Annotated in this window: 15 protein-coding genes and 1 pseudogene; 5 read left to right on the top strand and 11 right to left on the bottom strand. The window is 73.3% G+C overall.

Annotated features, from left to right (window positions below):
* Nucleotides 1-12: 12 nt before the first annotated feature.
* The 3 genes from WMF24_RS38825 to WMF24_RS38835 all read right to left on the bottom strand — a co-directional run bounded on the left by WMF24_RS38825 (nucleotide 13) and on the right by WMF24_RS38835 (nucleotide 8,271).
* Nucleotides 13-2,736 (bottom strand): hypothetical protein, encoded by a 2,724-nt coding sequence (locus WMF24_RS38825; protein WP_437732492.1) that lies wholly within the window; start codon nucleotides 2,734-2,736, stop codon nucleotides 13-15.
* Nucleotides 2,733-6,317, bottom strand: coding sequence for a poly-gamma-glutamate biosynthesis protein PgsC/CapC (locus WMF24_RS38830; protein ID WP_437732493.1), 3,585 nt, complete (start codon nucleotides 6,315-6,317; stop codon nucleotides 2,733-2,735). The genes WMF24_RS38825 and WMF24_RS38830 overlap by 4 nt, the downstream gene beginning before the upstream one ends.
* A gap of 94 nt (nucleotides 6,318-6,411) precedes the next feature.
* The gene (locus tag WMF24_RS38835; RefSeq protein ID WP_437732494.1) at nucleotides 6,412-8,271 is read right to left on the bottom strand and encodes a S53 family peptidase; all 1,860 of its coding nucleotides are present in this window, start codon (nucleotides 8,269-8,271) and stop codon (nucleotides 6,412-6,414) included.
* A gap of 439 nt (nucleotides 8,272-8,710) precedes the next feature.
* Between WMF24_RS38835 and WMF24_RS38840 the strand changes: the two genes are divergently transcribed.
* On the top strand, nucleotides 8,711-11,143 hold the full coding sequence (locus WMF24_RS38840; RefSeq protein ID WP_437732495.1) for a hypothetical protein: 2,433 nt from the start codon (nucleotides 8,711-8,713) through the stop codon (nucleotides 11,141-11,143).
* Between the two features lie 35 nt (nucleotides 11,144-11,178).
* Here WMF24_RS38840 and WMF24_RS38845 read toward each other — a convergent pair whose 3' ends face one another.
* The 7 genes and pseudogenes from WMF24_RS38845 to ppdK all read right to left on the bottom strand — a co-directional run bounded on the left by WMF24_RS38845 (nucleotide 11,179) and on the right by ppdK (nucleotide 19,443).
* Nucleotides 11,179-11,628: a hypothetical protein gene (locus WMF24_RS38845; RefSeq protein ID WP_437732496.1), complete on the bottom strand. Its 450-nt coding sequence runs from the start codon at nucleotides 11,626-11,628 to the stop codon at nucleotides 11,179-11,181.
* Between the two features lie 240 nt (nucleotides 11,629-11,868).
* Nucleotides 11,869-12,573 carry an NADPH-dependent F420 reductase gene (locus tag WMF24_RS38850; RefSeq protein WP_437732497.1) on the bottom strand — a complete coding sequence of 235 codons (705 nt, stop codon included), beginning with the start codon at nucleotides 12,571-12,573 and terminating at the stop codon, nucleotides 11,869-11,871.
* A 132-nt stretch (nucleotides 12,574-12,705) separates the two neighbouring features.
* A pseudogene (locus tag WMF24_RS38855) lies at nucleotides 12,706-12,822 on the bottom strand (NAD(P)-dependent oxidoreductase); the annotation flags it as partial.
* A gap of 54 nt (nucleotides 12,823-12,876) precedes the next feature.
* Nucleotides 12,877-13,713 (bottom strand): hypothetical protein, encoded by an 837-nt coding sequence (locus tag WMF24_RS38860; RefSeq protein WP_437732498.1) that lies wholly within the window; start codon nucleotides 13,711-13,713, stop codon nucleotides 12,877-12,879.
* Nucleotides 13,714-14,063: 350 nt separating this feature from the next.
* Nucleotides 14,064-14,810, bottom strand: a complete 747-nt coding sequence (locus WMF24_RS38865; protein WP_437732499.1) for a PspA/IM30 family protein — start codon at nucleotides 14,808-14,810, stop codon at nucleotides 14,064-14,066.
* Nucleotides 14,811-14,932: 122 nt separating this feature from the next.
* Nucleotides 14,933-16,468, bottom strand: a complete 1,536-nt coding sequence (locus tag WMF24_RS38870; protein ID WP_437732500.1) for a hypothetical protein — start codon at nucleotides 16,466-16,468, stop codon at nucleotides 14,933-14,935.
* A 197-nt stretch (nucleotides 16,469-16,665) separates the two neighbouring features.
* Complete coding sequence (gene ppdK, locus WMF24_RS38875) at nucleotides 16,666-19,443, bottom strand: pyruvate, phosphate dikinase (protein WP_437732501.1); 2,778 nt, start codon at nucleotides 19,441-19,443, stop codon at nucleotides 16,666-16,668.
* A 166-nt stretch (nucleotides 19,444-19,609) separates the two neighbouring features.
* Here ppdK and WMF24_RS38880 point away from each other — a divergent pair, with 166 nt between their 5' ends.
* The 3 genes from WMF24_RS38880 (at nucleotide 19,610) to WMF24_RS38890 (ending at nucleotide 23,568) form a co-directional block, all read left to right on the top strand.
* Nucleotides 19,610-20,533, top strand: a complete 924-nt coding sequence (locus WMF24_RS38880; RefSeq protein ID WP_437732502.1) for an FKBP-type peptidyl-prolyl cis-trans isomerase — start codon at nucleotides 19,610-19,612, stop codon at nucleotides 20,531-20,533.
* 61 nt (nucleotides 20,534-20,594) lie between these two features.
* A complete protein-coding gene (locus tag WMF24_RS38885) occupies nucleotides 20,595-21,824 on the top strand; it encodes an AAA family ATPase (RefSeq protein ID WP_437732503.1) in 1,230 nt (409 codons plus the stop codon).
* 1,000 nt (nucleotides 21,825-22,824) lie between these two features.
* On the top strand, nucleotides 22,825-23,568 hold the full coding sequence (locus WMF24_RS38890; RefSeq protein ID WP_437732504.1) for a hypothetical protein: 744 nt from the start codon (nucleotides 22,825-22,827) through the stop codon (nucleotides 23,566-23,568).
* Nucleotides 23,569-23,901: 333 nt separating this feature from the next.
* Here WMF24_RS38890 and WMF24_RS38895 read toward each other — a convergent pair whose 3' ends face one another.
* Nucleotides 23,902-24,144 (bottom strand): hypothetical protein, encoded by a 243-nt coding sequence (locus tag WMF24_RS38895; protein WP_437732505.1) that lies wholly within the window; start codon nucleotides 24,142-24,144, stop codon nucleotides 23,902-23,904.
* A gap of 175 nt (nucleotides 24,145-24,319) precedes the next feature.
* Between WMF24_RS38895 and WMF24_RS38900 the strand changes: the two genes are divergently transcribed.
* A complete protein-coding gene (locus WMF24_RS38900) occupies nucleotides 24,320-25,393 on the top strand; it encodes a cellulose binding domain-containing protein (protein ID WP_437732506.1) in 1,074 nt (357 codons plus the stop codon).
* The last annotated feature ends 9 nt before the right edge of the window (nucleotides 25,394-25,402 follow it).

The following is a 25,402-nucleotide window of genomic DNA, read 5'->3' on the forward strand; positions in this document are numbered from 1 at the left end:
CGCGGGTGCGCCTCACGGATCGTCCTCCACCCACAGCCTCGGACCGTTGTCCCGCGCCGGCGCCTCCTGGCCGACGAGCACCGCGCCGACCCAGACCTCCTTCGCCGTCTCCCCCGCGTCGCCCGCCTGCGGCCCGACCAGCGACAGCCGCACGACGCGCTCGCCCGGCGCGAGGTCGTCGCCGAGCCGGATCACCGAGCGCGCCACCCCGTCGGTGCCGCGCTGCTCGGTCGCCGCCTCCCACAGCGTCGCGCGCGTGAGATCGCCGCCGCGGCCCGCCAGAACGCCGTCCGGGATCGTCACCCGCCGGAAGAACGCGGCCTCGCGCGACGCGGGCTTCGCCCCCTCGACGCGGTACCGGATGCGGTAATCCGCGTTCTCCCCGGGCGTCACGACGAACAGCACGAGGTGCAGCGTCTCGCCCGCCTCCTGCCGGAACCGGTACGCCATCGGCCGGCCGCGCGTCAGCTCGAACACGTCGCGCCGGCGCACGATCGCCCCGCCGTTCGCCGGCGGCGCCTCCGTGTACGCGACGCCGGACTCGCCGAGCCCCTCGATGGCGACGTGGCGCACGCCGGGCTCCGCCGCGACGCGGAGCGTGCCCGACAGCGCGACGATCGGCTCGCGCAGCGCCACCTCGCCGTCCACGCGCACCGCGACCTCCTTGCCGAGCGACGCGCGCGCGGCCCGGTAGACGACCGACAGCCGGCCCGCGCGGGCCCCCTCGGCGTCCACGCGCACGTCCTTCGCCGCGAGCAGCGGCGTCCACGCGTCGCCAGGCGACGGCTCCCCGGCCGACTGCCACGCCGGCATCAGGAGCCGCCGGCGCACCGGCGCGTGCTCGGGGACGAGGATGCGCTCCGGCCGGTCCGCGTCCGACCTCGCGCCCTCGCCCGAGCGCTCGATCCGCACCTGCTCGCGCAGGTCCGAGAAGCGCTCCTTCCGCTCCAGGTCGTCGAGGTTGGCCGCGCGCACGTCGGTCCACGTGCTCACGTCGAACGGCGCGTAGCGCCACGTCTGGTCCTCGGCCAGCTCGACCCGGTACGGCAGCCGGTAGAGCGTCTCGTTCACGCCCGGCTCGATCGTGCGCAGCCGGATGCGCGTCCTCGCGTCCCCCGTGATCTCGATGCGCTCCACCCCCGGCGGCGGACGGAGGATCGCGAGCCGCGGCTCGGACGCGTCGAACCCGTCGTTCCACCACTCGAAGCGCGACCGCGGGAGCTCCACCTTGAGCTCGGCCCGCTCGGACGGCCCCGGGCCCCACCGCGCCACGACCGTCGCCTCGCCCTGGTTCGCGCCGCTGCTCGCCTCGATCTCGGCGCGGATCAGGAGCCCGAGGAGCTCCTGCCCCGGGGCCATCCGCGCGATCACCGGGTCGGCCGGATCCAGCGCGAGGTAGCGCACGATGCGCACGTCCGGCGGCGTCTGGAGCCGCGCCGGCGCGGGCGGCGCCGCGGCGGCGCCGGGGGCCTCGGCGGCGGCGCCGGGGGCCTCCGCGGTCGGCGCCGCGCCGGGGGCCTTCGGGGCCGCGGGCTGCGGCATCGCCGGGTGGACGATCTCGCCGATCTGCTGCATCGCCTGCGCCTCCGGCGCGCCGAACCGCACGCCGAAATCCGGGCCGACGCCGTCGATCACCACCGTGCGGATGTCCTCGCGCGAGAGCCGCACCGTCGCCCGCCCGAGCGGGCCGAGCGCCACGCTCGCGGGCGCGCTCGCGCCGTCCGCGACCCGCACCGTGCGGCCCGGCGGGCCCTCGATGTCGAGCGACAGCGGGCCGCGGAAGTTCAGCGCGGCCGCGTGGCGCTCGCCGATCACGAACTCGGACGCGCCGCGGCCCTCGGCGCGCGGGTACGGCATCCGGAAGCGGCGCAGGAGCAGCCGCGACATCTCGTAGTCGAGCCCCTGGCGGCCCCCGGCCTCGAGCCGTCGCGCCCAGCCCCGGAGCAGCTCCCTGCGCGCCGGCTCCGGCAGATCGGCGAACCCGAGCGCCGACGCCCGGCGCCCCATCTGCCGCCGCTCCTCCGCGTCGAGGCTCTGCTCGTACAGCGCGCGCGACGCCTCGCTGCGCACGTAGCGGCCCTCCAGCCGCGACAGGATGGTCAGATCGATCGGCGCCCCGTCGGCCCCCACCGCGGGCTTCGCGCGGAGCCGCACCTGCCCGCCCTGCGGGAGCACGTCGTGCGTGATCAGCAGCGTCGACCGCGGATCCGTCACCGCGCCCGCGCCGCCGGCGAGCCGCGCCGCGTACTCGCCCTCGCCGAGCGGGCGATCCGGGTCGCAGCTCACGCGGCTCTCCAGGTCGTACACGTGCCGCGCGACCTCCGCGCCCCGCTCGTTCACGAACGCCGCGACGAACCCGTACGGGTAGCGCCTCGCCGCGTCGCAGGCCTCGGCCTTCACGCTGGCCCAGGTCGTCACCTCCACGGCGTCGATCTCGGCCGGGATCTTGATCACGAGGTCCCGCTGCGGCTCGACGTGGTAGGCGAGGATCTCGTCCTCGGCGGGCAGCGCGCTGCCGAGCGGCGGCGCGCTCGGCAAGAGCGAGAGCGCGAACGCCGTCACGCCGAGCAGCGACATCGCGATGAGCCAGCGCGGGTTCAGCCCCTTGCGCGGCCCGCTCGGCCGCGCGACGAAGCCCCCCGTCGCCGGGCGCACCCGCATCGGCGGCCGCGCGGGGCGCGGCGGCGCGGGCGCCTCGTGGAGCGACGGCTCGCGGCGCTTCGCCGGGGCGCTCACGGCGACGCCTCCTGCGGGGCCGCGCCGGGCGACGCCGACCCCGACGCGGGCGCCGCCGCGCCGGGCGCCGCGGGCGCCGCGCCGGCGGCGCTGGGCGCGCCCGCCAGGAACCGGAGCGCGCTCGTGCCGACGGTGACGGCGCGCCGCAGCCGCAGCTCGCCGGGCACGGCCGCGCCCGGGATCGCGACCAGCGCGCCGTCGATCGGCAGGAGCTGCGCCTCCCCCGGCCGGGCCGCGATGACCCACGGGCGCCCGGTGATCACGTCGCGCCCGAGCTCCACGTGGCAGCGCGCGTCGACCCGCGCCGCCGCGGCCCCGGCGGCGGGCGCGCCCGCCGCCGCCTGCGCGCCGCCCGTCGCCTGCACGCCCGCCGGCCGCGCGCCGCCCGCCGCCCGCGCGCCGCCCGCCGCCCGCGCGCCCCCCGCCGCCTGCGCGCCCCCCGCCGCCTGCGCGCCCCCCGCCGCCTGCGCGCTCCCCGCCGCCTGCGCGCCGCCCGCCGCCTGCGCGCCGCCCGCCGCGGCCGCCTGCGCCGAGAAATGCGCCTTCAGGTAGTACGGGTTCCGCTCCGTCGTGTAGCGCCGGAACACCTCCATCGCCGCGGCGAGGTCGCACTCCGCCGCCACGCCCCGGGTCGGGCACGCCTCGTCCCCGCTCGCGCCAGCGCCCGCCGTCGCGCACGACGCCAGCGCCCGCGCGCGCTCGGCTACGTCGCGCGGCTCGGGCGCCACGCCGAGCCGCGTGAGCCGCGCCTCGAGCCGCGTCTCCCCCTGCCCCGGCGCCGCGAAGCGCCGCAGCTCGAAGAAGCGCCGGATCGCGCTGCCCAGGTACACGATCGCGAACCGCCCCTCCGCGAACCGCTTCGCGTAGGCCATGGCCATGTCCGTCGCGCCGCTGAACGGCACCTGCTCCCGCGCGCCGTCGAAGATCCCGACCCGCAGCTCGAGGTCGCGCAGCGTCTCCAGCAGCGGCCCCGCGAAGGTGGGCACGTGCTCCGGCCGCACGACCTCGTACCCGAACGAGATCACCGCGTCGCGCTCGTAGCTCCGGTCCGCCTCGATCGCCTGGACCGACAGCGCGTTGCCGCCGTCGCCCACCCAGACCTCGTGCGCCCGCTGGAAGAAGCTGCGCAGCCCCTCGGCGCGCCGCACGTCGGCCGCGCCGCTCGGCTCCGCCGTGGGCACCGCCCCCGCGAGCAACAGCGACTGCGCCGACAGCGCGTCGGCGATCGCGAGCCCCGCGCCGAACACCCCGATCTGCCACCGCGGCGCCGGCACCTCGACGAGCATCGCCCCCGTGAGCGCCGACCGCATCGGCTCGGGCTCGGGCGACGGCAAGATCCCGCCGATCGAAGCCGCGGGCCCCGCGCGGCGCTGCGCCGGCGCGGGCGGCGGCGGCGCGGGCGGGTGCGACAGCACGAGCCACGCCGGGTTCCCGCGGCGCTCCGGGCCGCCCTCGGACGGCCCCGGCTCCGCGATGCCCCACGCCGCCGGCGCGGCGTCGGTGCCGCCGATGCGCACCTCGCGGAAGCCGAGACGCCCGAGGATCGCCCGCTCCCACGCCGTCGGCGGCGGCGCACCGGCCGCGCCGCCGGGCCGCGTCGCCGCCGCGATCAGCCGCGGCGCCACCACGCTGTCGAACAGCCGCAGCTCCTCGATCGACGGCGGCCGGAACCGCCCCGGCTGCACCTCGGTCAGCGCCACCATCCGCTTCGAGAGCTCCTCCTCCAGCGTGCCGCTCCAGCGCACGATCTCGGGCACCCCGAGCATGCGCGCGCCCACCGCCTCCGCGACGTGGAGCGGCACCCGGAGCCGCGGCGCGTCGGCGAGGGGCGCCTGCGGCTCGGCCGCCGGGCGGAACGTCATCTCCGCCTCGGCGCCGAGCCCCTCGCCGATCGCCACGACCGGCAGCCCCGCCGGCGAGCCCACGACGCTGAGCTCCGGCCCGTCGCCGCCGCCCGGCTCGACGATCAGCACCTGGGGGTCCTCCATCGCCTCGATCATCGAGGCCGCGAACGCCTCGTCGTGGCGCCGGATCGCGCCGTGGCGCGACAGCAGCACGACGGCCGACGCGTCGAGGATCTCCGCCGCCCGGAGCGCCACCGCGGGCAGCGCCGAGCCGATCTGCGCGGGCGCCGCCAGCACCACCCACTCGGGCGCGGACGCCCCGCCCTCGCCCGCGCGCTTGCGGAACGCCGCCCGCGGCGTGCTCGGCGCGTCCTCCGGGTCCTCGAACCGCGCGGTCAGCACGTACCACGGCCTGTCGCCGTCGCCCTCCCGCGCCACCGAGACCCGCGCCCGCTCCGCCACGCCGAGCAGCTCGTCCGCCGGCCGGCCGTCGCGCAGCACGCTCCGCGCGAGCCGGTAGGCGATCCGCCGCGACTCGATGTCCGCGGCGATCGCGGCCGCCCTCGGGCGCGGGCCGGGCCGCGGCACCGTGTCCGCCAGCACGAGCGACAGCGCCGCGCTCTCGATGCGCGGCGGCGGCTTCGCCTCGGCCGCCGGCGGCGGCGGCGTGATCCCCCAGCCGAGCGCGACGAGCGCGTAGCCGACCGCGTTGCCCGCGAGGAACGCCGTGAACGACACCTGGAGCGTCGGCATGATCACGATGCCGACGTGCTCCTTGTTCCACATCTTCACGGCGAGGAGGCTCGGCAACAGGTACCCGAAGCCGAAGTAGTCGATCATCTGCAGCCCCGGCGCGAACCGCACCATGGCGAAGCCGATCGCCATCTTCACGATGAAGCCGACGACGTAGACGAAGATCATGCGCCGCGGCCCGACGAGCAGCATCCGCGAGAAGGGGCGGACCGAGGTGATCCAGCGCGAGAGGTAGAAGACGACGAGCGCCTCGACCGTCGTCGTGAGCAGCTTCGTCGGCTCGTACCAGGCCACGGCGAGCAGGCCGGGCACGAGGATGCCGTTGTAGTCCCACCCGTAACGGACGTTGTTGCGGGCGCCGAGCAGCGCGCCGATGACGAGGATGATGTGGGCCTTCGGCAGCTCGAGGAACTCGAGCGACAGGCTCTCGTTGAGCACCTGGAAGCGCGAGACCGAGAGGTTCGTCGTGCGGAGCAGCACGCCGAGCACGAGCGCCGTCAGCGCCGTGACGACCGCGAGCCGCGGCGCCGCGCGCACGAAGCCGCTGTTCCAGAACGCGTTCGCGATGAGCGGCACGAGCACGAGCCCGATGCTGTAGAGCTCCCGCGAGTGCGTGAACTCGTACCGCGCCGAGACCTCGGGCACGACGAAGCCCTCGACGAAGAGCCGCACGATCACCGCGCCGACGATGAACAGGTAGAACCGCTCGCGCCCGAACGCCGTCGACCACGCGCCCGTCCGCGTGATCCAGCGGCCGATCAGCGCGACGAACAGGTACGTGACGATCGACTCCGCGATGATGAACACCGCGGTGACCGGGGCCGCGAAGAACACCGTCGCGAGGTAGCCGGGGACGACGAGCCCCGCGTACGTCCAGCCGAGCGTCTCCGTGAACAGCGTCCCGAAGACGAGCCCGATCAGGACCGCTGTATGGAGGCTGCGATCCAGCCCGTTCGGAGGGAAGAGCGGCAGGTTGTCGAGCATGCGGCGGTGCGGCGGTGAGGCGGTGCGGCGGTGCGGCGCGGGTCCGCCGGATCGGGTCGGCGCGCGCCGCCGCCCGGCCCGGCGTGCCGCGCCGCTACGGAAGCGTGGTGGCCAGGCCGATCGCGCTCGGCGCGCCCCAGCCCGTCGGGTAGTCCCAGCCCGGCCCCGCGGCAAAGAACTCCGTCGATCCGCGCACGATGTCGCGGAACGTCGCCTGGACGGACGGGGTCGTATAGAGGATCGAGTTGAGGAACCCGACGCGCGGCAGCCCCTGCGCGGCGCGGTAGCTGTTCACCGCGGCGATGATCCCCGCGAACGCGGGCGCGGAGAACGACGTCCCGCCGTAGCGCTCCCATTCGCCGAGGTAGTAGACCCAGTACGGCACCGGCGAGGGCGAGGCGTGCAGCGCCACGTCCGCGACAGCGCGCTTGCCGCCGGATCCCTCCACGATCCCGACCTGCCACCAGGGCATGTCGAACGAGAGCGTCGGACCCGAGCCGGAGCGGGACCAGGCGACCTCGCTCTCGACCTCGCCGTCCTCGGTGACCCAGAGCGACGTCCCGCCGACCCCGGTCACGTACGGGCTCGCCGACGGCGTGTCGGTCTGCGCGGAGTCGCCGCTCGCCGCGACCACCGTGATCCCGAGCGCGGCGGCCATCTGCGCCGCGTGGTGGTACTGGAGCCGCACGGCCGGCGGCTCGGAGTCCTCGCGGTGGGCGAACGAGTCCGTGATGATCGACACCTCGCCGCGGGCGATCGCCTCGTTGAACGTGTAGACCATCGACGTGTTGCGCGCGTCGGGCCCCTGGTAGACGACGAGCTCCGCGCCCGGGGCGAGGCCCCCGGACCACTGCACGTCGAGCGTCGACTCCACGTAGCGCGTCGCGGGCGGCTCCATCGTCTGGATGACCCGGGGGTTCGACCGCTGGACGCCGAGCGACCGCCAGAACGACTGGAGGTCCTTGAACTTGAAGGCGGCGCCGACCGTGACGCCGAGCTTCACCCCCTGGCCCGTGAACCCGAGCTCGTGGAGCTCGTCGAGATCGTACGCGGCCGCGATCTGCGCGAGGGTGATCCCCTCGTCGACGCTGGCGGGCCCGTCGTCCTCGATCTCCCCGGCCTCGGCGGGCAGCGGCTTGGTGCTGGCCGCGAGGTCCGCGGTGATGATGCCGGTCGTCCGATCGGCCACCCACGTCGGCACCGTGAGCTTGCCGATGGTGCCGTAGACGTCGAACGGCGGGTTCCCCGCCTGCGGGTTCTCCCGCTCGAAGACCCTGAGCTCCGTCTTGAAGGCCGCGTTGAACTGGGACACCGTGCCGGTGAACTGGACGAGCAGCCGGTTCGTGGCCGTGAAGTTCACCGTCAGGCCCTGCTCCTCGAGCCAGAGCTTCACGAGGTGCACGTCGAGCTCCCGCGGCGCGAACTGCTCGATCCACTGCTCCGCGGTGAGGTACTGGCGGAACCGCGGGCTCGCCGGGTCGTAGATCTCGTCGATCAGCGGGTCGAGGCGCCCCGAGTTGCGGATGCGGAAGCCCATCAGCGCGCGGACCACCGCGTCGCTCTCGGCGACGCCCTTGTCGTCGTACACGCCCGGCAGCGGGCTCGGGATGCCGTCGGTCGCGTCGGTGGGCTCGCGCTCCTCCTCGGTGAAGTCGGGCAGCACCTCCGGCAGCGGCACCCCGCCGGCCCCGCCGGCCCCGCCGGCGCCGCCGACCCCGCCGACCCCGCCGCCGCCCTCCTCGGCCCCGCCGCCGCCGTCCTGCGCCCCCCCGCTGCCGCTCGCCGTCGCGCCGCCCGCCCCGCCCGCGCCGCCGGCGCCGCCGGCGCCCGGCGGATTTGCGAGCTGTACATCCGACTCGCAGCCACAGCTGGAGGCCGAGAAGACGACGCTGTTCGCCAGAACGAACAAGCCGAGGACGGGAGCGACCCGGAGGACCGATGAGGAGCGACGCATACGCAGGGGCGATTCAAACCCCTTCCGACAGGCCGATCCAGCCCAATCGTCACCGCGCGCCGACGTCGCATGACACGCACGCCGCCCGCAACACAACGTGCCTCGCCGGGGGGTGCGGAGCACCACGTCGTACCTTGTCTCGAACAGAATCCGCTGCTGCGCCGCGGCGCAGCAGCGCGCCTCGCGTCGTTGGACCCGCGCCGGGCGAGACGCGCGCGGGCGGCAGCGCTGAGCGAGCGGCTGTAGGGCGCGTCCTTCTTCTTCGAAGACACATGTTTTTGGCGCGGCGCACCCCGGTAGACAATTGTATTGGAGCGACCTCGATGCGACGCTCGGTCCACCTGGGCGTCCCGCAACCCCTGGTGCGCTGCCTTCTTCAGCGATTATGGCGAAGACTTACCGTCCGCGGATCCCCAAGCCCTTTCGCATCCCGCGACCGATGACCTCGCCCGCCGAGGCGGGGCGCTTCGGGTGGCTCAGGCCCGACGCGCTCGCGATCGTCGCGGGGGCGCTGCTCGCCGCCGTCGCGCCGCTCGAGCGGTTCGACTACGTCGCGCGCGGCCTCACCGCCTCGTCGCTCGCCGACGCCGCGCCCTCGGCGCAGGTGCTGCTCGTCACCGCCTCGCCCGAGGCGCTGCGCGACGGGCTCTGCGCGCGCGATCTCCCCGGCCTGCTCGAGCGCGGCCGCGCGCGCGGCGCGCTGCTGATCCCGCCCGCGGACGCGTTCTGCGCCGGCGACGCGCTCGACGGCGCGCGCGGCGCGCTCGACGCTGACCGCGCCGCGCCCGTCGTCCGCATGCCGCCCGGGCTGCTCCGCCTCAGCGCGGGCGAGGTCGTCGGCTTCGCGTCGCCGGCCGGCGAGGAGCGCGCGGCGGAGCTCGGGGCGCTCGGCGTCTCGGCGGCGCCGTGGGTCCTCAAGAAGGCGCCGCAGAGCGTGCCCGCGGTCAGCCTGAGCGCCCTCGCCGAGGGCCAGGTCCCCGCGAGCGCGCTCGAGGGCCGCGTCGCTGTCGTCGGGGTGGGCTCGGGGGGCGTGCCGCCCCAGGCCGTCGCGACGTCGGCGCTGCCGCCGGCGAAGGGCGTCGCCGCGGTGCTCGGCGGGCTGCTCGACGGCGGGCGGCGCGCGTCGGCCCCGGCGTGGGTGCCGGCGCTGTTCGTCCTGCTCGCGGGCGGCTTCGTGTGGCTCGCGCGCCGCCGCCACGGGAGCCTCGTCGCGACGGCCGCGCTGTTCCTCGCCACGTTCGCGCTCGCCGCGGGCCAGAGCGCGCTCGCCGCGCGCGCCGAGGCGAGCCTGCTCCCGCTGCCGAGCACCCTGTTCGGCCTCGCCGTCGCGTTCGCGGGCGTCATGATCCTGCGCGGCATCGGCATCCAGCGCGCCGTCGATCGCGCCGCGGAGCTCATCCAGCGCGCCGCGCTGTTCCGCATGCAGGGCGTGCACACGCTGCGCGACGAGGAGTTCTGGCCGCGCGTGGCGCGCCTCGCGGAGCAGGCGCACCCGGCCGATCTCGTGCTCGTGGCGGAGCTGCCCCCGGGGAGCTGGCACCTCAGGTTCTGGAACACCGAGCGCGGCGGCGAGAACCTCGTCGCCGAGCGGCGCCACGACGTCCGCCGCCCGCCGTACAGCAGCGAGCAGGGCGTGCCGGCGATCCGCCTGGCGCGCCGCTTCCTGACGAAGCAGGACATGCCCGCGGTCGTCGTCCCGCTCATCGCGTTCGGCGAGATCGAGGGCTACGTATTCTTCTGCGGCCCTGTCGCCGAGGCGACGTACTCGCGCGAGCCGGAGCGGGCCGAGCACGTCGGCCGCGAGCTCGCGCTGCTCTTGCGCAGGAAGCGCCTCGCGCGCACCGCGCAGGCGGTCGGCGCCGAGGCGCGGGCCGGGCACGCGCCGACGGACGATCTCGTCGAGGGCGCGCGCGTCGCGCTCGACGACCTCCAGCTCTTCGGGTCGATGCTGCGCAACGCCCCGGTCGGGCTGCTGTACGCCGACGCGTTCGGCGACGTGCGCTTCGTCGCGCCGGCGTTCGCGAAGTGGCTCCGCGCGCGCGACGTCGCGGTCCCGGCGGAGAGCGCGAGCTCGGCGCTCCCGCCCGGCTCGCTCACGCTGGGCGACGTGCTCGGCGCCACGTCGGCGGGCAGCGCCGCGGTCTCGCTCTCCAGCGTGATGGCGAGCGACGACGGCATCGAGCTCAGCGTCAGCGCGCCCGAGCCCGCGGTGCTCTCGGTGCGCCCGCTGCGCCGCGAGTCGGACGGCTCGTCGTGGATCGCGGGCTACGTCGCCGCGCTCATCCCGGTGAAGCAGCCGGCGCCTGTGTCGGGCAACGTGCGGCCCATCGCCGCGCGCGACGCGACCGATCCGCTCTGCGCCTTCCAGCTCGGCGACGTCGTGGCCGACGCCGTCGCGAGCGCCGCGCGCGCGACGGGCCGGGCGGTGCGGCTCGAGCCGATCCGCGGCGCGACGCACGCGCTCGGGCACCGCGGCGAGCTCGGGCAGGTGCTCGAGGCGTTCCTGACCGACGTCGCGGGCCGCGGGCTGCCGGGCCACGGCCCGGTGGTGTCGGTGCGCGAGGCGCCGCACGGCGTGCAGCTCTCGATCCTGGACGTCGGCTTCGGCCTGGGGCTCCCCGAGTCGGCGCTCCAGCGCGTGCTGACGGCGCCAGGCGCCGCCCCGGCGGGGCTCGAGCCGCTCGGCCGGCTGATCCTGGCCGTGGAGGACAGCCACGGCCACGCGGAGCTCAAGACGAACGACGGCTGGGGGATCACGCTCACGGTGACGCTGCTCAAGGCGCACCCGCGCGTCGGCGTGGCCCCGCACGAGGGCGGCAAGCCGGCGGCGCAGCAGAACGTCATCGCGATCGGCAGGGCGAGCCCGAAGTAGGTGCGAGCCCGAAGCGGGGCAGGCGCATGGACGCGTCACGAGCGATGCCGCGCGGTCGGCAACCATTCCAGTCGAAGCTTCGGATACTCACGCCCAAAGGGGTCGCGCTCCAGCTGCGCGGCCTTGCTGAACTCGACATCTCGTACACCATCCACGTAGAGCAGCTGAAACGGGCAGTAGCTGCCGTCCACAAAGGCGACGCAGAAGGTCGTGAACGGATTCGTCAGCCCCGCGGGGCCAAGGATGAACGCTTCGAGCTCCGTACGATCGGCGAAGCCCCAGACAGAGGACTCTGGCACATGGCCGGCGTGAGCGACCACGATGAAGCGATCGCCCAGCTCGATCTCCGGGCAAAACGGCGGCTGATGAACGCCAGCCGTCACCTCGATCCTGGAGAGCGTCTCCAGGAGGTCGCTGCCGTCGAACGCCCAGGGGTCAGCGACAGCGCAAGCGGTCAGGGCGTCGGCCAGCTGAATCAGGTTCATAGCAGCGCTCATGCACTCGTTGGCCAGGATAGCGATGGCGACCGCTGAAGCCGATACGCCACGCAGCTACAACTCCTTGCCTGGATCGTGGGTCGGTTGCGATCAGAAGCTCACGATCGCTCAAGGCGGCGTGATGGCGGCAGTCCGCGGTGGCCCGCGGAGGGCTGGTCGGCCGTGCTCACGGTCCGCGTCGGCATCGCGCGTCGAGGCAGGCGGCCGACGGTTCCGCTCGCGCTCGGATCAGCTCGGGCTCTGTGACGCGATGAGCGATCGCAGCCAGTCGTCCGAGGCCTTGCGGTACTCGGGGATGCGGCTCCGCTCGGCCGCGGCGAGCGCCTCCTTCAGCCGAGGCGCCTCGAGGTCGTGGACGTAGCAGGGGGTGCCCGGCTGCTGGCGCCACGAGTCCTCGAGGCCGCCCGCGTCGACCGGATCGAAGCCGAGCTCGTCGACGAGGCGCATGACCTTCGCCCGCGCCTCCGGCGGATCCCCCGCAATCGGGAGCGCGACGCGCCCCGGCGTGCCCTTCGGCTTGCCCTTCGCGAGCAGGCTCTCGAAGTAGATGTTGTTGAACGCCTTGACCACCGGCCGCCCGATCCGCTCGGCGACCCACGCGCTCTCGACCTGCCCCGCCTCGATGGCCGGGATGCTGCCGTCGCGGACCGGGTAGTAGTTGTTTGTGTCGATCACCACAACGTCGGCGGGCACGCCGGCGAAGAGATCCTTCGGCAGGTCCACGACCGCGCGCTGGGGGATCGTGACGACCACGATCTCGCCGCCGCGCGCGGCCTCCGCGGCGGTGACGGGGGTGGCCCCGGTCTCGGCGGCGAGCTCGCGGAGCGTGTCCGGCCCGCGCGAGTTCGCGATCACGACCTGGTGACCGAGCTTCCCCAACAGCTTCGCCAGCGACCCGCCGATCAAGCCGGCGCCGATGATTCCGATCTTCATTCGTCACTCCTTCGAGCCGAGCCGCCCGCGATCGAGCGCGGACGCCGGCGGTCCAGGTGCATCGCCTGACGCAGACGGGCGATCGCTCGCGCCGTTCACGTCGGAGACGGGCTGTACCACGACGAGCCGCCCTGAGGTGTGCGGCGTGATGATCGCGTTGGGGAGCTTCCAGGGCGGATGCTCGGCAGGCAGCGGCTCCGGGTCCGTCACATCGAGCCCCGCCCCCGCCGGGAGACCCGAGCGCAGCGCCTCGTGCGTTCGCCCGGGCGGCCGCGCGGCCCGACCCGCCTCGAACGGCGAGCTCTACTCGATGGACAGGGTGACGCTATCGTCCGTGAGCGACGTCACGTTGATCGTGCCGGCGAAGATCGGCGCGAACGCGCTGTCGAGGAGCACGAGCGATGCGCTCGTCTCCTCGATCCGCGCGTCGGTGAAGAGCGAGCTGTAGTTCAGGTCGTACCCATCGATTTCACCCCCGAAATCGCGGGACGTGATCCAGTAGGCGTCCCCGTCGACCCGCACGGGCACCAGGGCGCACGCGTAGTTCGTGGCTTCGCCCTCGAAGAACTCGGTTTCGTCCACGCCCCAGACGCCGTTCAAGAACGTCGCGCAGCCTGAGGTGCCGTCTTCGTCGGAGGCGATCGCGAGCTCGACAGAATCGAAGCCGCCCTCGCCGGGACCACCGCCCTCGCCGGGACCGCCGCCCTCGCCGGGGCCGCCGCCCTCGCCGGGGCCGCCGCCCTCGCCGGGGCCGCCGCCCTCCGCATTGCCCCCCTCGCCGGGGCCGCCGCCCTCCGCATTGCCCCCCTCGCCGGGGCCGCCGCCCTCGCCGGGGCCGCCGCCCTCGCCGGGGCCGCCGCCCTCCGCATTGCCGCCCTCGCCGGGGCCGCCGCCCTCCGCATTGCCGCCCTCGCCCGGGCCGCCGCCCTCCGCATTGCCCCCCTCGCCGGGGCCGCCGCCCTCCGCATTGCCCCCCTCGCCGGGGCCGCCGCCCTCCGCGTTGCCCCCCTCGCCGGGGCCGCCGCCCTCCGCATTGCCGCCCTCGCCCGGGCCGCCCTCCGCGCTGTTGCCCCCGCCGCCCTCGGCGTTGCCGCCCGCGCCGCCGGCCCCGGGGTTGGGGTCATCGTCCCCGCAGGCCACCAGCAAGCATCCAAGAAAGACAATCGAGCTCCATTTCATGTGCACCTCGGCTCTCCGTTACGGATGGAAGTTACCCACGAAAGCGTGACGTGAGCACCATGCACGCAAGGAATCGACCCGGATGCCCGCGGCGCCCGACCTCCGCGGTCGCTCGCCACCGCGTGAGCGCGTGAGCGCATGAGCCAAGGACCCGCACCATCCCGTGGCGCTGCTCGCTCGGCCTTGTCTGTCTGCTTTGCTTCTCGGCTTCGAGGGGGTCGAAGCCCCGGCGCCCGAGGAGCGCCGGCGGCGGTGGATCCAGCCGGCGACAGCGGGCGCAGCGCGCGCCCCTGCCGCCCGCCGCGCGGCGCTCAGGACCCGATCCGGATCTTCTTCTTCAGCGCGGCGAGCTCATCGTCGACCGCCGAGCCCCCGGGCCTGTCCGCGCCGGCGCTGCTCGCGCTGCCGCGGCCGTGCTCGAGCTGGGCGAACTTCGCCTCCAGCTCGGCCGCCGAGAGTCCGCCGCCGGAGATCGCCTCCTCCACCTCGCGCGACGCGGCGACCTGCGCGACCTGGCCCTCGACCTGCTCCTCCATCCGCCGGAACTCCGAGAAGGCGCTCTGGCCGCCCCGCGCCCCGAGCCCCTCGGCCCCGCCGCCGGCGCGGCTCTGCTGGATCTGCGCCGCGAGCGTGCCCTTGCGCGCCTGGAACTCCTCCTGCTTGGCCTCCATGCGCTCGAGCTCGGCCTTCATCGAGAGGACCGCCGAGCGCTGCTCCGCGCGCATCGCCTCGGCCCGGTCGCGCTCGCCGACGACCCGCTTCTTCTGGACGAGCGCCTCGCGCGCGAGCTTCTCGTCGTTCGCCTTCAGCGCGAGCTCGGCGCGCTTCTCCCACTTCTCCGCCTCGGCGTCGAGCTCGTCGACCTTCTTGCGCAGCACCTTCTCGGCCGCCACCGCGTCGACCAGCTCCTTCCGCGCCGCGCGGACCTGGTCCTTCATCTCCTCGACGATGAGATCCAGCGACTTTTTCGGATCTTCCGCCTTGTCGAGGAGCGCGTTGACGTTGCTCGAGATGACCTTTCCCATCCGGTCGAAGATGCCCATGTCGGTAGCGTGCACCGCCCCGCCGCGCCTGTAAAGCGCCGGCGCGCCCGGCCACGGGCGCCCGTCCCTCCGGAGGCGCGCCCGTGGCCGCCGCGGTCCCCGGAGCCCCGCTGCGGCCCCTGGATCGCGCCCGCCGGTCAGGGCGACGGCGGGTACGCCGGGCCGAAGCTCGACTCCACGGACGACCGGGTCGTCAGCAGCGGGGTCTTCATCGTCTCGTCCGCGTAGAGCGGCCTCACAACGCAGGTGTCCTCGCCGCACTCGCCGCCGTCGACGAACGCCACGTCGGCGACGAGCCAGTACCGGACGCTCCCGTCGCTCGCCGCGAACGTGACGGGCGCCTCCGGGTCGTGGAACCCCGTCGGGCCGAGATCCGCCCCGAGGGCGCCGTTGCAGAAGATCTTGATCCGCGGGTGGACCGCGTAGCTCTGGCCGTGGTTCGAGTAGTAGTGGACGCCGATCCTCGTCCACTGCCCGATCGGCGGGAAATCCACGTTGATGTTCTCGGGCGCGCAGAAGTTGTCGCTGTTCGGATCCGTGACGGCGGGGTCGCACGTGATGTTGTCGATGTCGAGCCGCGGGTTGTGGCACCCCCGGCCGAGATCGCGCCACGCCTGCCCGGCGCCGCGGGGCGCGTGATAGCAGGTGTTCTTCGCCTCCACCGGATCCGCGTACCAGCGCACCGGCTCCGGCGGCGTCGCGGTGTCGCTGAACCAGAGGATCTCCGGGTCCGACGCCAGCGTATCCACGGTGCAGTTGTTGTAACCGCAGTCGCTCGGCGAGCCGGCCACCCGCCACGGATCCATGGCGCCCGGCCGGTGCAGGTGCAGATCGAGATCCACCCCGTCGCCCCCGAGGTCGTGCTCCCACTCGAGCTCGACCCGCAGGCCGGGCGCGCCGACGTAAAGGGCATACTCGCAGGAGTCGGTCGTGCCGTCCGCGAGCCGCTTCGTGTAGACGACCTTGTACTCTCCCGACTGGAGCGGCTTGTAGTCATCCGCCGGGCTCGCTCCGGACACCGCCGGACACGGATCGATGCCCGTCGGGCAAACGACCGTCCAGGTCTCTGACCCGGGCTCCGCGTCCGCGCTGAACGTGCCTGTCCCCTCCTTCAGGTCCACGTCGGCGAACGGCGGCGCCTGGAGCGCGTGACAGCCCGCGGGGTTCTCGCTGAAGCATTGCTCTGTCGCGTGCCGGCCGCCGAGGCACGGCCCCCACACGCCGATCTCGTTGCACAGCTCGGTGCCCGGAAAGCACCCCTCCGCCGCGAGGTACGACGGATCACCCATGAAGCACCCGCGCGCCTGCCCCGCGATGCAAGAGCACGTCTCGTCCACCTGACCGTCGCAGTCGTCGTCGAACCCAAGGTGGTTGAGATCACAGAGCTCCTCCGGGCCGCACTTCGTGCCGCACGGGTTCACCGCCGCGTCGACGACCCCCGCGTCGTCGCCGGGCGGGATCAACCCGCCCGGAGGGTCCCCCGGATCGAGGCCCCCGCCGCCGCTGCCGCCGCCTCCGTCACCCCCGTCGCCGCCCGCCCCGCCGCCGCCAGGCGACGCGCCGCCCGCGCCGGGATCTGGCCCCGAGGCATTGCAGCCGACCGCGACGAAAGCACCCGAGGCCGCGGCCCCCAGAAAAGCGAGGAGCGCAGAGGAGACGCCGAGATGACGCATGAAACCTCCAGTCGCCTGCGCGCGGTGAGGCGGCCCGGCGCGACGCGCGCGCCCGGCCAGACACCGGCGGTGAACAGCGAGGTTCCTGGTTTAGCAGACTTGGCGAAACTCCAAAGCTCACTCGTGAGCGCGCCAAAGCACGCTCGTGAGAACGGATGTCGCGCTGTCCTCTGGAGACGTCCGGAGATGGAAGATGCTCAGTCCGTCGCGCGCGGACCCCTCGACGGCCCGGCCGCGAGCGCCGCCTGCGCGGCGGCGAGGCGAGCGACGGGCACGCGGAACGGCGAGCAAGAGACGTAATCAAGCCCGGCCTGCTCGAAGAACGCGATCGATAGCGGGTCGCCGCCGTGCTCGCCGCAGACGCCGAGCTTCAGCCCGGGCCGCGCCGCGCGCCCGCGATCGCGCGCGATCTCCACGAGCGCCCCGACGCCGGCCACGTCCAGCGACTGGAACGGATCCTTCGCGAGGATGCCGGCCTCGACGTACGCGCCGAGGAACCGGCCCGCGTCGTCGCGCGAGATGCCCAGCGCCGTCTGCGTGAGATCGTTCGTGCCGAAGCTGAAGAACTCCGCCTCCTCGGCCAGCTCGCCGGCCACGATCGCGGCGCGCGGCAGCTCGATCATCGTCCCGAGCCGGACATCGACCCTCCGCCCCCGCTCGGCGAAGACCTCCTCCGCCACGCGCTCGACGAGCCCGCGCACGATGGCGAGCTCGCGCCGGGTCATGCTGAGCGGGATCATGATCTCGGGCTCCACCTCGATGCCCGCCGCCGCGACCTCGCACGCCGCCTCGAGGATGGCGCGCGCCTGCATCTCGTAGATCTCCGGCGACGTGATCGCGAGCCGGCAGCCGCGGTGGCCGAGCATCGGGTTGTACTCGGCGAGCTCCTGGCTCTTGCGCCGCAGCTCCTGCGCGCTCACCCCCGTCGTCTTCGACAGCTGCTCGAGCTGCGCGCCGTCCTGCGGCAGGAACTCGTGCAGCGGCGGATCGAGCAGCCGGATCGTCACCGGCAGGCCGGCCATCTCCCGGAAAACACCCAGGAAATCGCCGCGCTGGAACGGCAGCAGCTTCGCGAGCGCGCGCCGCCGCCCCGCCTCGTCCTCGGCGAGGATCATCTCGCGCATCGCGTGGATGCGCTCCTCGTCGAAGAACATGTGCTCGGTGCGGCACAGCCCGATGCCCTCCGCGCCGAAGTTGCGCGCCGTCCGGGCGTCGTGGGGCGTGTCGGCGTTCGACCGCACGCGCATGCGCCGGACGGCGTCGGCCCAGCGCATGAGCTCCTCGAGCTCGCCGCTCATCGCCGCCGGGACGGTCGGCACCGCCCCGAGGAAGACCCTGCCGCTGCCGCCGTCGAGCGTGATCACGTCGCCGGCCTTCACGGTGATCGCGCCGGTCGCGTGCCCGTGGTCGTCGTAGATCGTGACCGCCATCTGGCCCTGGCTCACGCTGATCGCCGAGCAGCCGGCCACGCAGCTCTTGCCCATCCCCCGGGCCACGACGGCCGCGTGGCTCGTCATGCCGCCGCGGGCCGTCAGCACGCCGCGCGCCGCCTTCATGCCGTGGATGTCCTCCGGCGACGTCTCGGAGCGCACGAGGATCACCGCCTTGCCCTGGCCGGCGCGCCGCTCCGCCTCGTCGGCGCTGAACACGACCTGCCCCGTCGCCGCCCCGGGGCTCGCGGGCAGGCCGCGCGCGAGCAGCTTCTTCGGCGCGGCCTCGTCGATGCTCGGGTGGAGCAGCTGGTCGATCGAGCCCGGATCGACCCGCAAGATCGCCTCGCGCTGGCTGATCAGCCCCTCGCGGGCCATCTCGACCGCGATGCGCACGGCCGCCCGGCCGGTGCGCTTGCCGGTGCGGCACTGGAGCAGGAAGAGCTCGCCGCGCTGGATCGTGAACTCCAGGTCCTGCATGTCGCGGAAGTGCTGCTCGAGCCGGGCCTGCACCTCGACGAGCTTCGCGTACACCTCGGGCATCCGCGCCTCGAGCGAGTCCGCGTCGTCGTCGCCGCCCGCGCCGGGCTCGCCGCCCGCGCCGGACCTCGAGAGCGGGTGCGGCGTGCGCACCCCCGCCACGACGTCCTCGCCCTGGGCGTTGGGGAGCCACTCGCCGAAGAAGCGCCGCTCTCCGGTCGACGGATCGCGGGTGAACGCGACGCCGGTGCCGGAGTCGTCGCCCAGGTTGCCGAACACCATCGCCTGGACGTTGCAGGCCGTCCCCCAGGCCTCCGGGATATCGTGCATCTTCCGGTACACCTGGGCCCGGTGGTTGTTCCAGCTGTCGAACACGGCGCGGATCGCGCCCGTCAGCTGCTCGATCGGGTCCTCGGGGAACGGCCGCCCCGCCGCCTCGCGCACGATGTCCTTCTGCTGCTGGATCAGCGACGCGAGCGAGTCCGCGTCGAGCAGGGAGTCGGGCACCTTGCGCTCGAGCTCCGCGGCGTTCAGGCGCGTCGCGTCGACGCCGAGCCTCGCCGCGGCCTGCCTGCGCGCGCGGCCGAGCGCCTCGTCGAAGCGGTCGCGGGGCACCCGGAGCACGACATCGGCATAGGTCAGGATGAACCGCCGATAGGCGTCCAGCGCGAATCGCTCGCTCCCGGTGCGCCGCGCGAGCCCGCGCGCGATCGCGTCGTTGATGCCGAGGTTCAGGATGGTATCCATCATTCCCGGCATCGACGCGCGCGCGCCCGAGCGGACCGACACGAGCAGCGGCGCCTCGACGCTCCCGAACTTCGCGTCGACCAGCGACTCCAGCCGACCGATCGCCGCCCTGATCTCGTCCTCGAGACCGGCGGGGAGCGCCCTGCCGGCGGCCACATAGGCATTGCAGACCTCGGTGGTCACCGTGAAGCCCGGCGGCACCGGGATGCCGAGCCGCGTCATCTCGGCGAGCCCAGCGCCCTTGCCGCCGAGCAGCTCCTTCTGCTGTGCGTCCCCGTCCGCCTGCCCCGCGCCGAAGAAGTATATCGATCTCGCCATGGCGGAAGGCACGCTAGACCTTCCGCGCAGGCCGGTCGAGATCCTCGAACGCCGGCGACGGCTGCCAGCGGCCGAGTGGATCCGCGACCGACGGAAGGCGCATGACCCGGCGCGCACGTCACCAAAAATACCGGCTCTCGGCGGCGGACGAGCTATGAAGCCGCGCATGAAGCGCTGCGCTCTCCTCCTCGCGTTGCTCACCCTCCCTCTCGCGGCCTGCGACCAGAAGCCCAGCTCGCCGCCGACCGCCGAATCCCCGCCGCCCGCCTCGGCCGCGCCGGCGGCGCCCACCGCCGAGCCCACCGCGCAGCAGGCGCCCGCAGAGCCCGCCGGCGTGCCTGCGCCGCCCGACGTGGCCGCGCCGCCAGCGGACGCGCAGAAGACGGCGTCGGGCCTCGCGTTCAAGGTGCTGACGCCGGGCAAGGACCCGGCGCACCCCGGCCCCGACGACAAGGTGACGGTCCACTACACGGGGTGGACGACGGATGGGAAGATGTTCGACAGCTCCGTCCTGCGCGGCGAGCCGGCGACCTTTCCCGTGGGCGGCGTGATCAAGGGCTGGACGGAGGCGCTCCAGCTCATGAGCAAGGGCGAGAAGCGCCGCCTCTGGATCCCCGGTAGCCTCGCCTACGGCGACCGGCCCACGCGCCCGGGCGCCCCGGCCGGCATGCTCGTGTTCGACGTCGAGCTGCTCGATTTCGCGCCCGCGCCGAAGCCGCCGCCGGTGCCGGCGGACGTGAAGGCGCCGCCGAAGACCGCGAAGAAGACCGCCTCCGGGCTCGCCTACCAGGTGCTCCAGAAGGGCACAGGCACCGAGCACCCGAAGCCGACGAGCCGCGTCACCGTGCACTACACGGGGTGGACGACGGACGGGAAGATGTTCGACAGCTCCATCGTGCGCGACGAGCCGGCGACCTTCCCTGTGGGCGGCGTGATCAAGGGGTGGACCGAGGGCGTACAGCTCATGGTGAAAGGCGAGAAGGCGCGATTCTGGATCCCCGCGGAGCTCGCCTACGGCGAGAAGCCGACGCGCCCCGGCGCCCCGGCCGGCATGCTCGTGTTCGACATCGAGCTCATCGACTTCCGCTGATCGGTCGGCGCTTTACATCCGGCTGGCCGCCTGGCTACATGGATGCCTCGGGCGGCCAGGCATGCTGACATCCATTCGACTCAAGAACTTCAAGAGCTTCGCCGATCAAACGGTGGAGCTCTCCCCCTTCACGCTGCTGCTCGGGCCGAACGGCTCCGGCAAGAGCAATTTCCTCGACGCGCTGCGCTTCTTGCAGGGCGTCGGGCTCGATCTCCCCCTGTGCGACGTCTTCCGCGGCCGCGTCGACGGCCGGCGCGAGGTGTGGCCGGGGCTGCGCGGCGGCACGCAGGGGGCCACGCACAGGGGCGCCAAATCGTTCACCATCGAGAGCCGGTGGGCGATCGGGAAGGAGGAGCTCACACACAAGATCACGTGTCAGGTCGAGCCTGACGTGATCGTGGAGCACGAGTCGCTCGAGGCGAGGTCGGCCGGGGGGCTGCTCTTCGACACGACGACCTCTGCGCTGCGGGGGATCGAGGGGTTCGCGGCGGGCGGCGCGCTGAAGGCGGCGTCGAAGAAGGGCCGCTCGATGCGGATCGCGTCGATGGATCGCAACCCGGCGCGGCGCAGCCTGCTCGGGCAGATCGAGCACCACCGCGGGCGCGGCGACGACGTGAGCCTCGCGGACGTCATCGCGCTCTGCAACGCGCTTCAGGTCGCGATGCGGAGCACGCTGTCCATCGACATCGATCCTTCGCGCATGAGGGGATACGTGCCGCACGAGATCGAGAACCTCGGCGCCGGCGGTCAGAACCTCTCCGCGGTGCTCCGCTGGCTCTGCCAGGAGGCCGATCACAAGGCCGACGTGCTCGGCTGGGTGCGATCGATCTTCGCGCCGGAGATCGACGATATCGAGTTTGCGGAGACGGGGCTCGGCGACGTCATGATGGTGCTCGTCGAGAAGGGCGGCGCGCGCGTCCCGGCGCCGAGCCTGCCGGACGGCGCGCTGCGGGTGCTCGGCAAGCTCGCCGGGGTGCTCACGGCGCCGGAGGGCTCGCTGCTCCTCGTGGAGGACCCCGACGCGGGGCTGCACCCCGAGCGCGCCGGCGTGCTGGCGCAGCTCCTGGAGGGGGCGGCGCGGCCGTCGGTGTGCCAGATCGTGGCGACGACGCACTCGCCGGCGCTGCTCCGGGGGGTGTCGAAGCAGGGGCTCAGCCGGGCGATCGCGTTCGAGCGCGACGCCGAGACCAGCGCGACGACGGCGCGGCGGCTCGCGGACCTGCCGCGCTTCGCGGAGATCGCCGAGCGGGATCCGGGAGAGCTGCTCTCGTCGAAGGCGCTCGCGGGGTAGACCTCGCCTTTCTGTACAGCGCCGGCTGGACTTGCCCGGGGCACGAGAGGGTGTTCCGAGACAGCACGGCCCTCGGAGAGGGTGTTCGTCGCCCGGGGTGGGGCCCCGCCGAGCTCGCCCGGACGTCCTGCGCCCGTCGTGCTGCGCACGCCGGACACAGGACGTCATGAGGGCTCAGACATCGGCCCGTCCCCACCCCGCGCGACGAACACCCTCTCCGAGGGCCTGACGCCACCGTAGAACCGGGCAACGACTCGGACTGTACCCGAATCGCGCGACGAACCCCCTCTCCGAGGGCGTGAGCCACCGCAGAACCGGGCACCGACTCGGCCCGCCGCCGCATCGCGCGACGCCCCCCCTCTCCGAGGACCGGACGCCGGAGCGCAACCAGAAGACGAACGCCGGCCAATGCGCTCGGTGCGCTCCATCGACGTTCCGTGGCAGCCCGATGGATCGAGGCCGCCCGGAATGTTGCAGTGCCTATTCCTCGATCGCTCAGCAGAATCGAAGAGATCACGACCCGCGTCAACAGCATACGTCCTGTAGACATCGATCTAGCGCGGCTGTCCCGGAAAAATAACCCCAGGACACAATAGCGGCACTGGACAGGAAGAAAATTCCTTCGATCCGCGCGGTTCTCTTGGCCCCGCCTGCTCAATTGGCCGTCATTCGAGCGCCATGGCGAGGCCTTGGGTTCAAACCATACTGGCATTTTACCCACCCCACCAGGATGTGAAACCCATCTGAGTATACGACAGCATCCCCCGTGCACGCACCACGATCAGGAGACAAGGAACACACCATATTCCAACGATGCCATTGCATTGCAGTGATGACATGCATAAAGTGATCGGTTTGCCCGCCATCACGCATTGCATCGTGTGCGCCCTCATGCTTTCTAATCTCTCTGTGAACCGCCTGCGCGGCGAACGTCGCGCGGCCAACACCTTGAAGAGGCACCTTGCTTTACTATAACGCTTCGCTTCGACTGGTCTTTTGCATGGCCATCGGGCTCTCCGCGGCGGCCTGCTCCGTTGACGCCATCGAGGACTACGTCAACGACAACTTCGGCACCGGCGGCGGCGACGCCGCCAGCTCCAGCCAGAGCAGCACCACGACAGGCACCGGCAGCGGCGCCACCACCGCAGGCACCGGCGGCGCGGGCGCGAGCGGCAGCGGCTCCGGCGGCAGCGGCGCGGGCACCGAGGCGGGCTCCGGCGGCGGCGGCGCGGGCACCGAGGCGGGCTCCGGCGGCAGCGGCGCGGGCACCGAGGCAGGCTCCGGCGGCAGCGGCGCGGGCACCGAGGCAGGCTCCGGCGGCGCGGGCGGCACGGGCGGCGGCGGCGCGGGCGGCGGAACAGGCGGCGCGGGCGGCGGCGGCGCGCCTCCGGCCGATCCCGCCTGCGGGCCGGATACGGCGACCTTCGCCCAGGTACAGCCGATCCTGGAGGCGAGCTGCTCGAACCAGTACTGCCACGGCAGCCCCACGGCGCCGTCCGCCGGGCTCGACCTCCGCGCCGCCGCGGCGGTCGGCGCGCTCGTCAATCAGGACGCCCGCTCCTGCTCCAGCGAGCACGCGCTCGTCGTGCCATTCATGCCGAGCAGCAGCTACCTCATCAACAAGCTCAAGGGCGTCGACCTCTGCGGCTCCAACGAGATCAAGATGCCCCCGGGCGGCTCGCTGTCAGAGGCCGACATGAAGACCATCACGGACTGGATCTGCGCGGGCGCTCCCGCCGAGTGAGGCCGGATCGACTCGACATCAGCAGCACCGCGCCCTCCTGGAGCATCTCGAAGGGCCACTATCGCCGCGTCGCCAGGCTCGTCCCTGGCTCACAGAAGAAGGAAACCTCCGAGGTACAGAGGAAACAGCGGGCTCAACAACATTTTCTTGTGACCTCTGTGCCTCGGTGGTTCATATTCGTGCCCATCACGGAATCATCATAGAATCAGAGACGATCTTCGGAACGCGTTACCGGAAATCTCCGATGGGATTCGAACGACGCATTCGAGCCGCTCCAGCGTGAATTCATGATCGATGCCATCGCGCCCAGGCGCCTGCGCGCGATGGCATCGTTCATGAATCCATCGCCATGCATGCGGCACGGCATAGGACGTGCAACGCATGTCGATATCGTGCCGATTTCGAGTCGATGATCGACACGGCCAGCATGAACCGGCGGGGACAGCCGCGTTCAACGCGGCCGATACCGTCGAGGGAGACGATCATCATCCGCGCGACCAGCACCCGCTGGCGGTCACATCCGTGATCGTTCGAGCGCTGGTCGGGAATGACGAACTCAAACCCATGAAGCGGCATGGGTCGCAGGCGAGCGGATTCACTTATCTACCTTGAGCGAGCCTGCGACCCCGCCGAACTGACCTGGAGAATCTTGATGCGCACCACTCGCTTACTTGGCACCCTCTCCGCTTCGTTCGCATGCTTTCTTCTCGCCTGCAGCCCGGGGACGTCCGGCGACGAGCACAGCGACACCTTGCGCTCCGGATTGCTCAGCCCTGACGGCACGGTAGAGGCCCTGCTCACGCTCCCGTCGGACTGGGCAACCGGCTACTGCGCGAACGTGACGGTCACCAACAAGGGCACCGCCGAGACCGACGGCTGGAGCATGGTCGTCGGGCTCAACGGCTCGACGTTTGGCCACGCGTGGGTCGTGGATGTCTCCCCGTCGGACGGGCAGTTCACGGCCAGCAGCAAGGAGTGGAACGGCAAGCTGGCTCCGGGCGCCTCGACGATGTGGGGGTTCTGCGGGAACGGCAGCGGGAGGCCTTCCATCGTGTCGGTCAACGGCAGCGGAGGCTCGGTCGCAAGCAGCTCGAGCGCATCCACGAGCAGCAGCACGGGCGCCGGCGGCGAGGGCGGCGCGGGCGGAGAAGGCGGCGGCTCCACCTCGGCAACCACGACGTCCGCCGGCACAGGCGGCGAGGGCGGCGGCTCCACCTCCGCGACAACGACGTCCGCCGGCACAGGCGGCGAGGGCGGCGGCTCCACCTCCGCGACAACGACGTCCGCCGGCACAGGCGGCGAGGGCGGCGGCTCCACCACCACGACAACGACCTCCGCCGGCACGGGCGGCGAGGGCGGCGGCTCCACCACCACGACAACGACCTCCGCCGGCACGGGCGGCGAGGGCGGCGGCACCACCACCACGACGACGACCTCCGCCGGCACGGGCGGCGAGGGCGGCGGGACTCCGGTCGATCCCGCCTGCGGACCGGACACCGCGACGTTCGCCCAGGTCCAGCCGATCCTCGAGAGGAGCTGCGCGAACCAGTTCTGCCATGGCAACCCGACGACGCCGGCCGGCGGGCTCGATCTCCGCGCCGCCGCGGCGGTGGGCTCGCTCGTCAATCAGAGCGCCAACGCGTGCTCCAGCGATCACGCGCTCGTCGTGCCGTTCATGCCGAGCAGCAGCTACCTCATGAACAAGCTGAACGACGTCGACCTGTGCGACCCCGACGAGATCGCCATGCCGCCGGGCTCGCCGCTGCCGGCGGCCGACCTCAAGACGATCACCGACTGGATCTGCGCGGGCGCTCCCGCCGACTGAGCCTCGACC

This window comes from Sorangium sp. So ce1335, assembly GCF_051521615.1.
GTDB lineage: Bacteria > Myxococcota_A > Polyangia > Polyangiales > Polyangiaceae > Sorangium.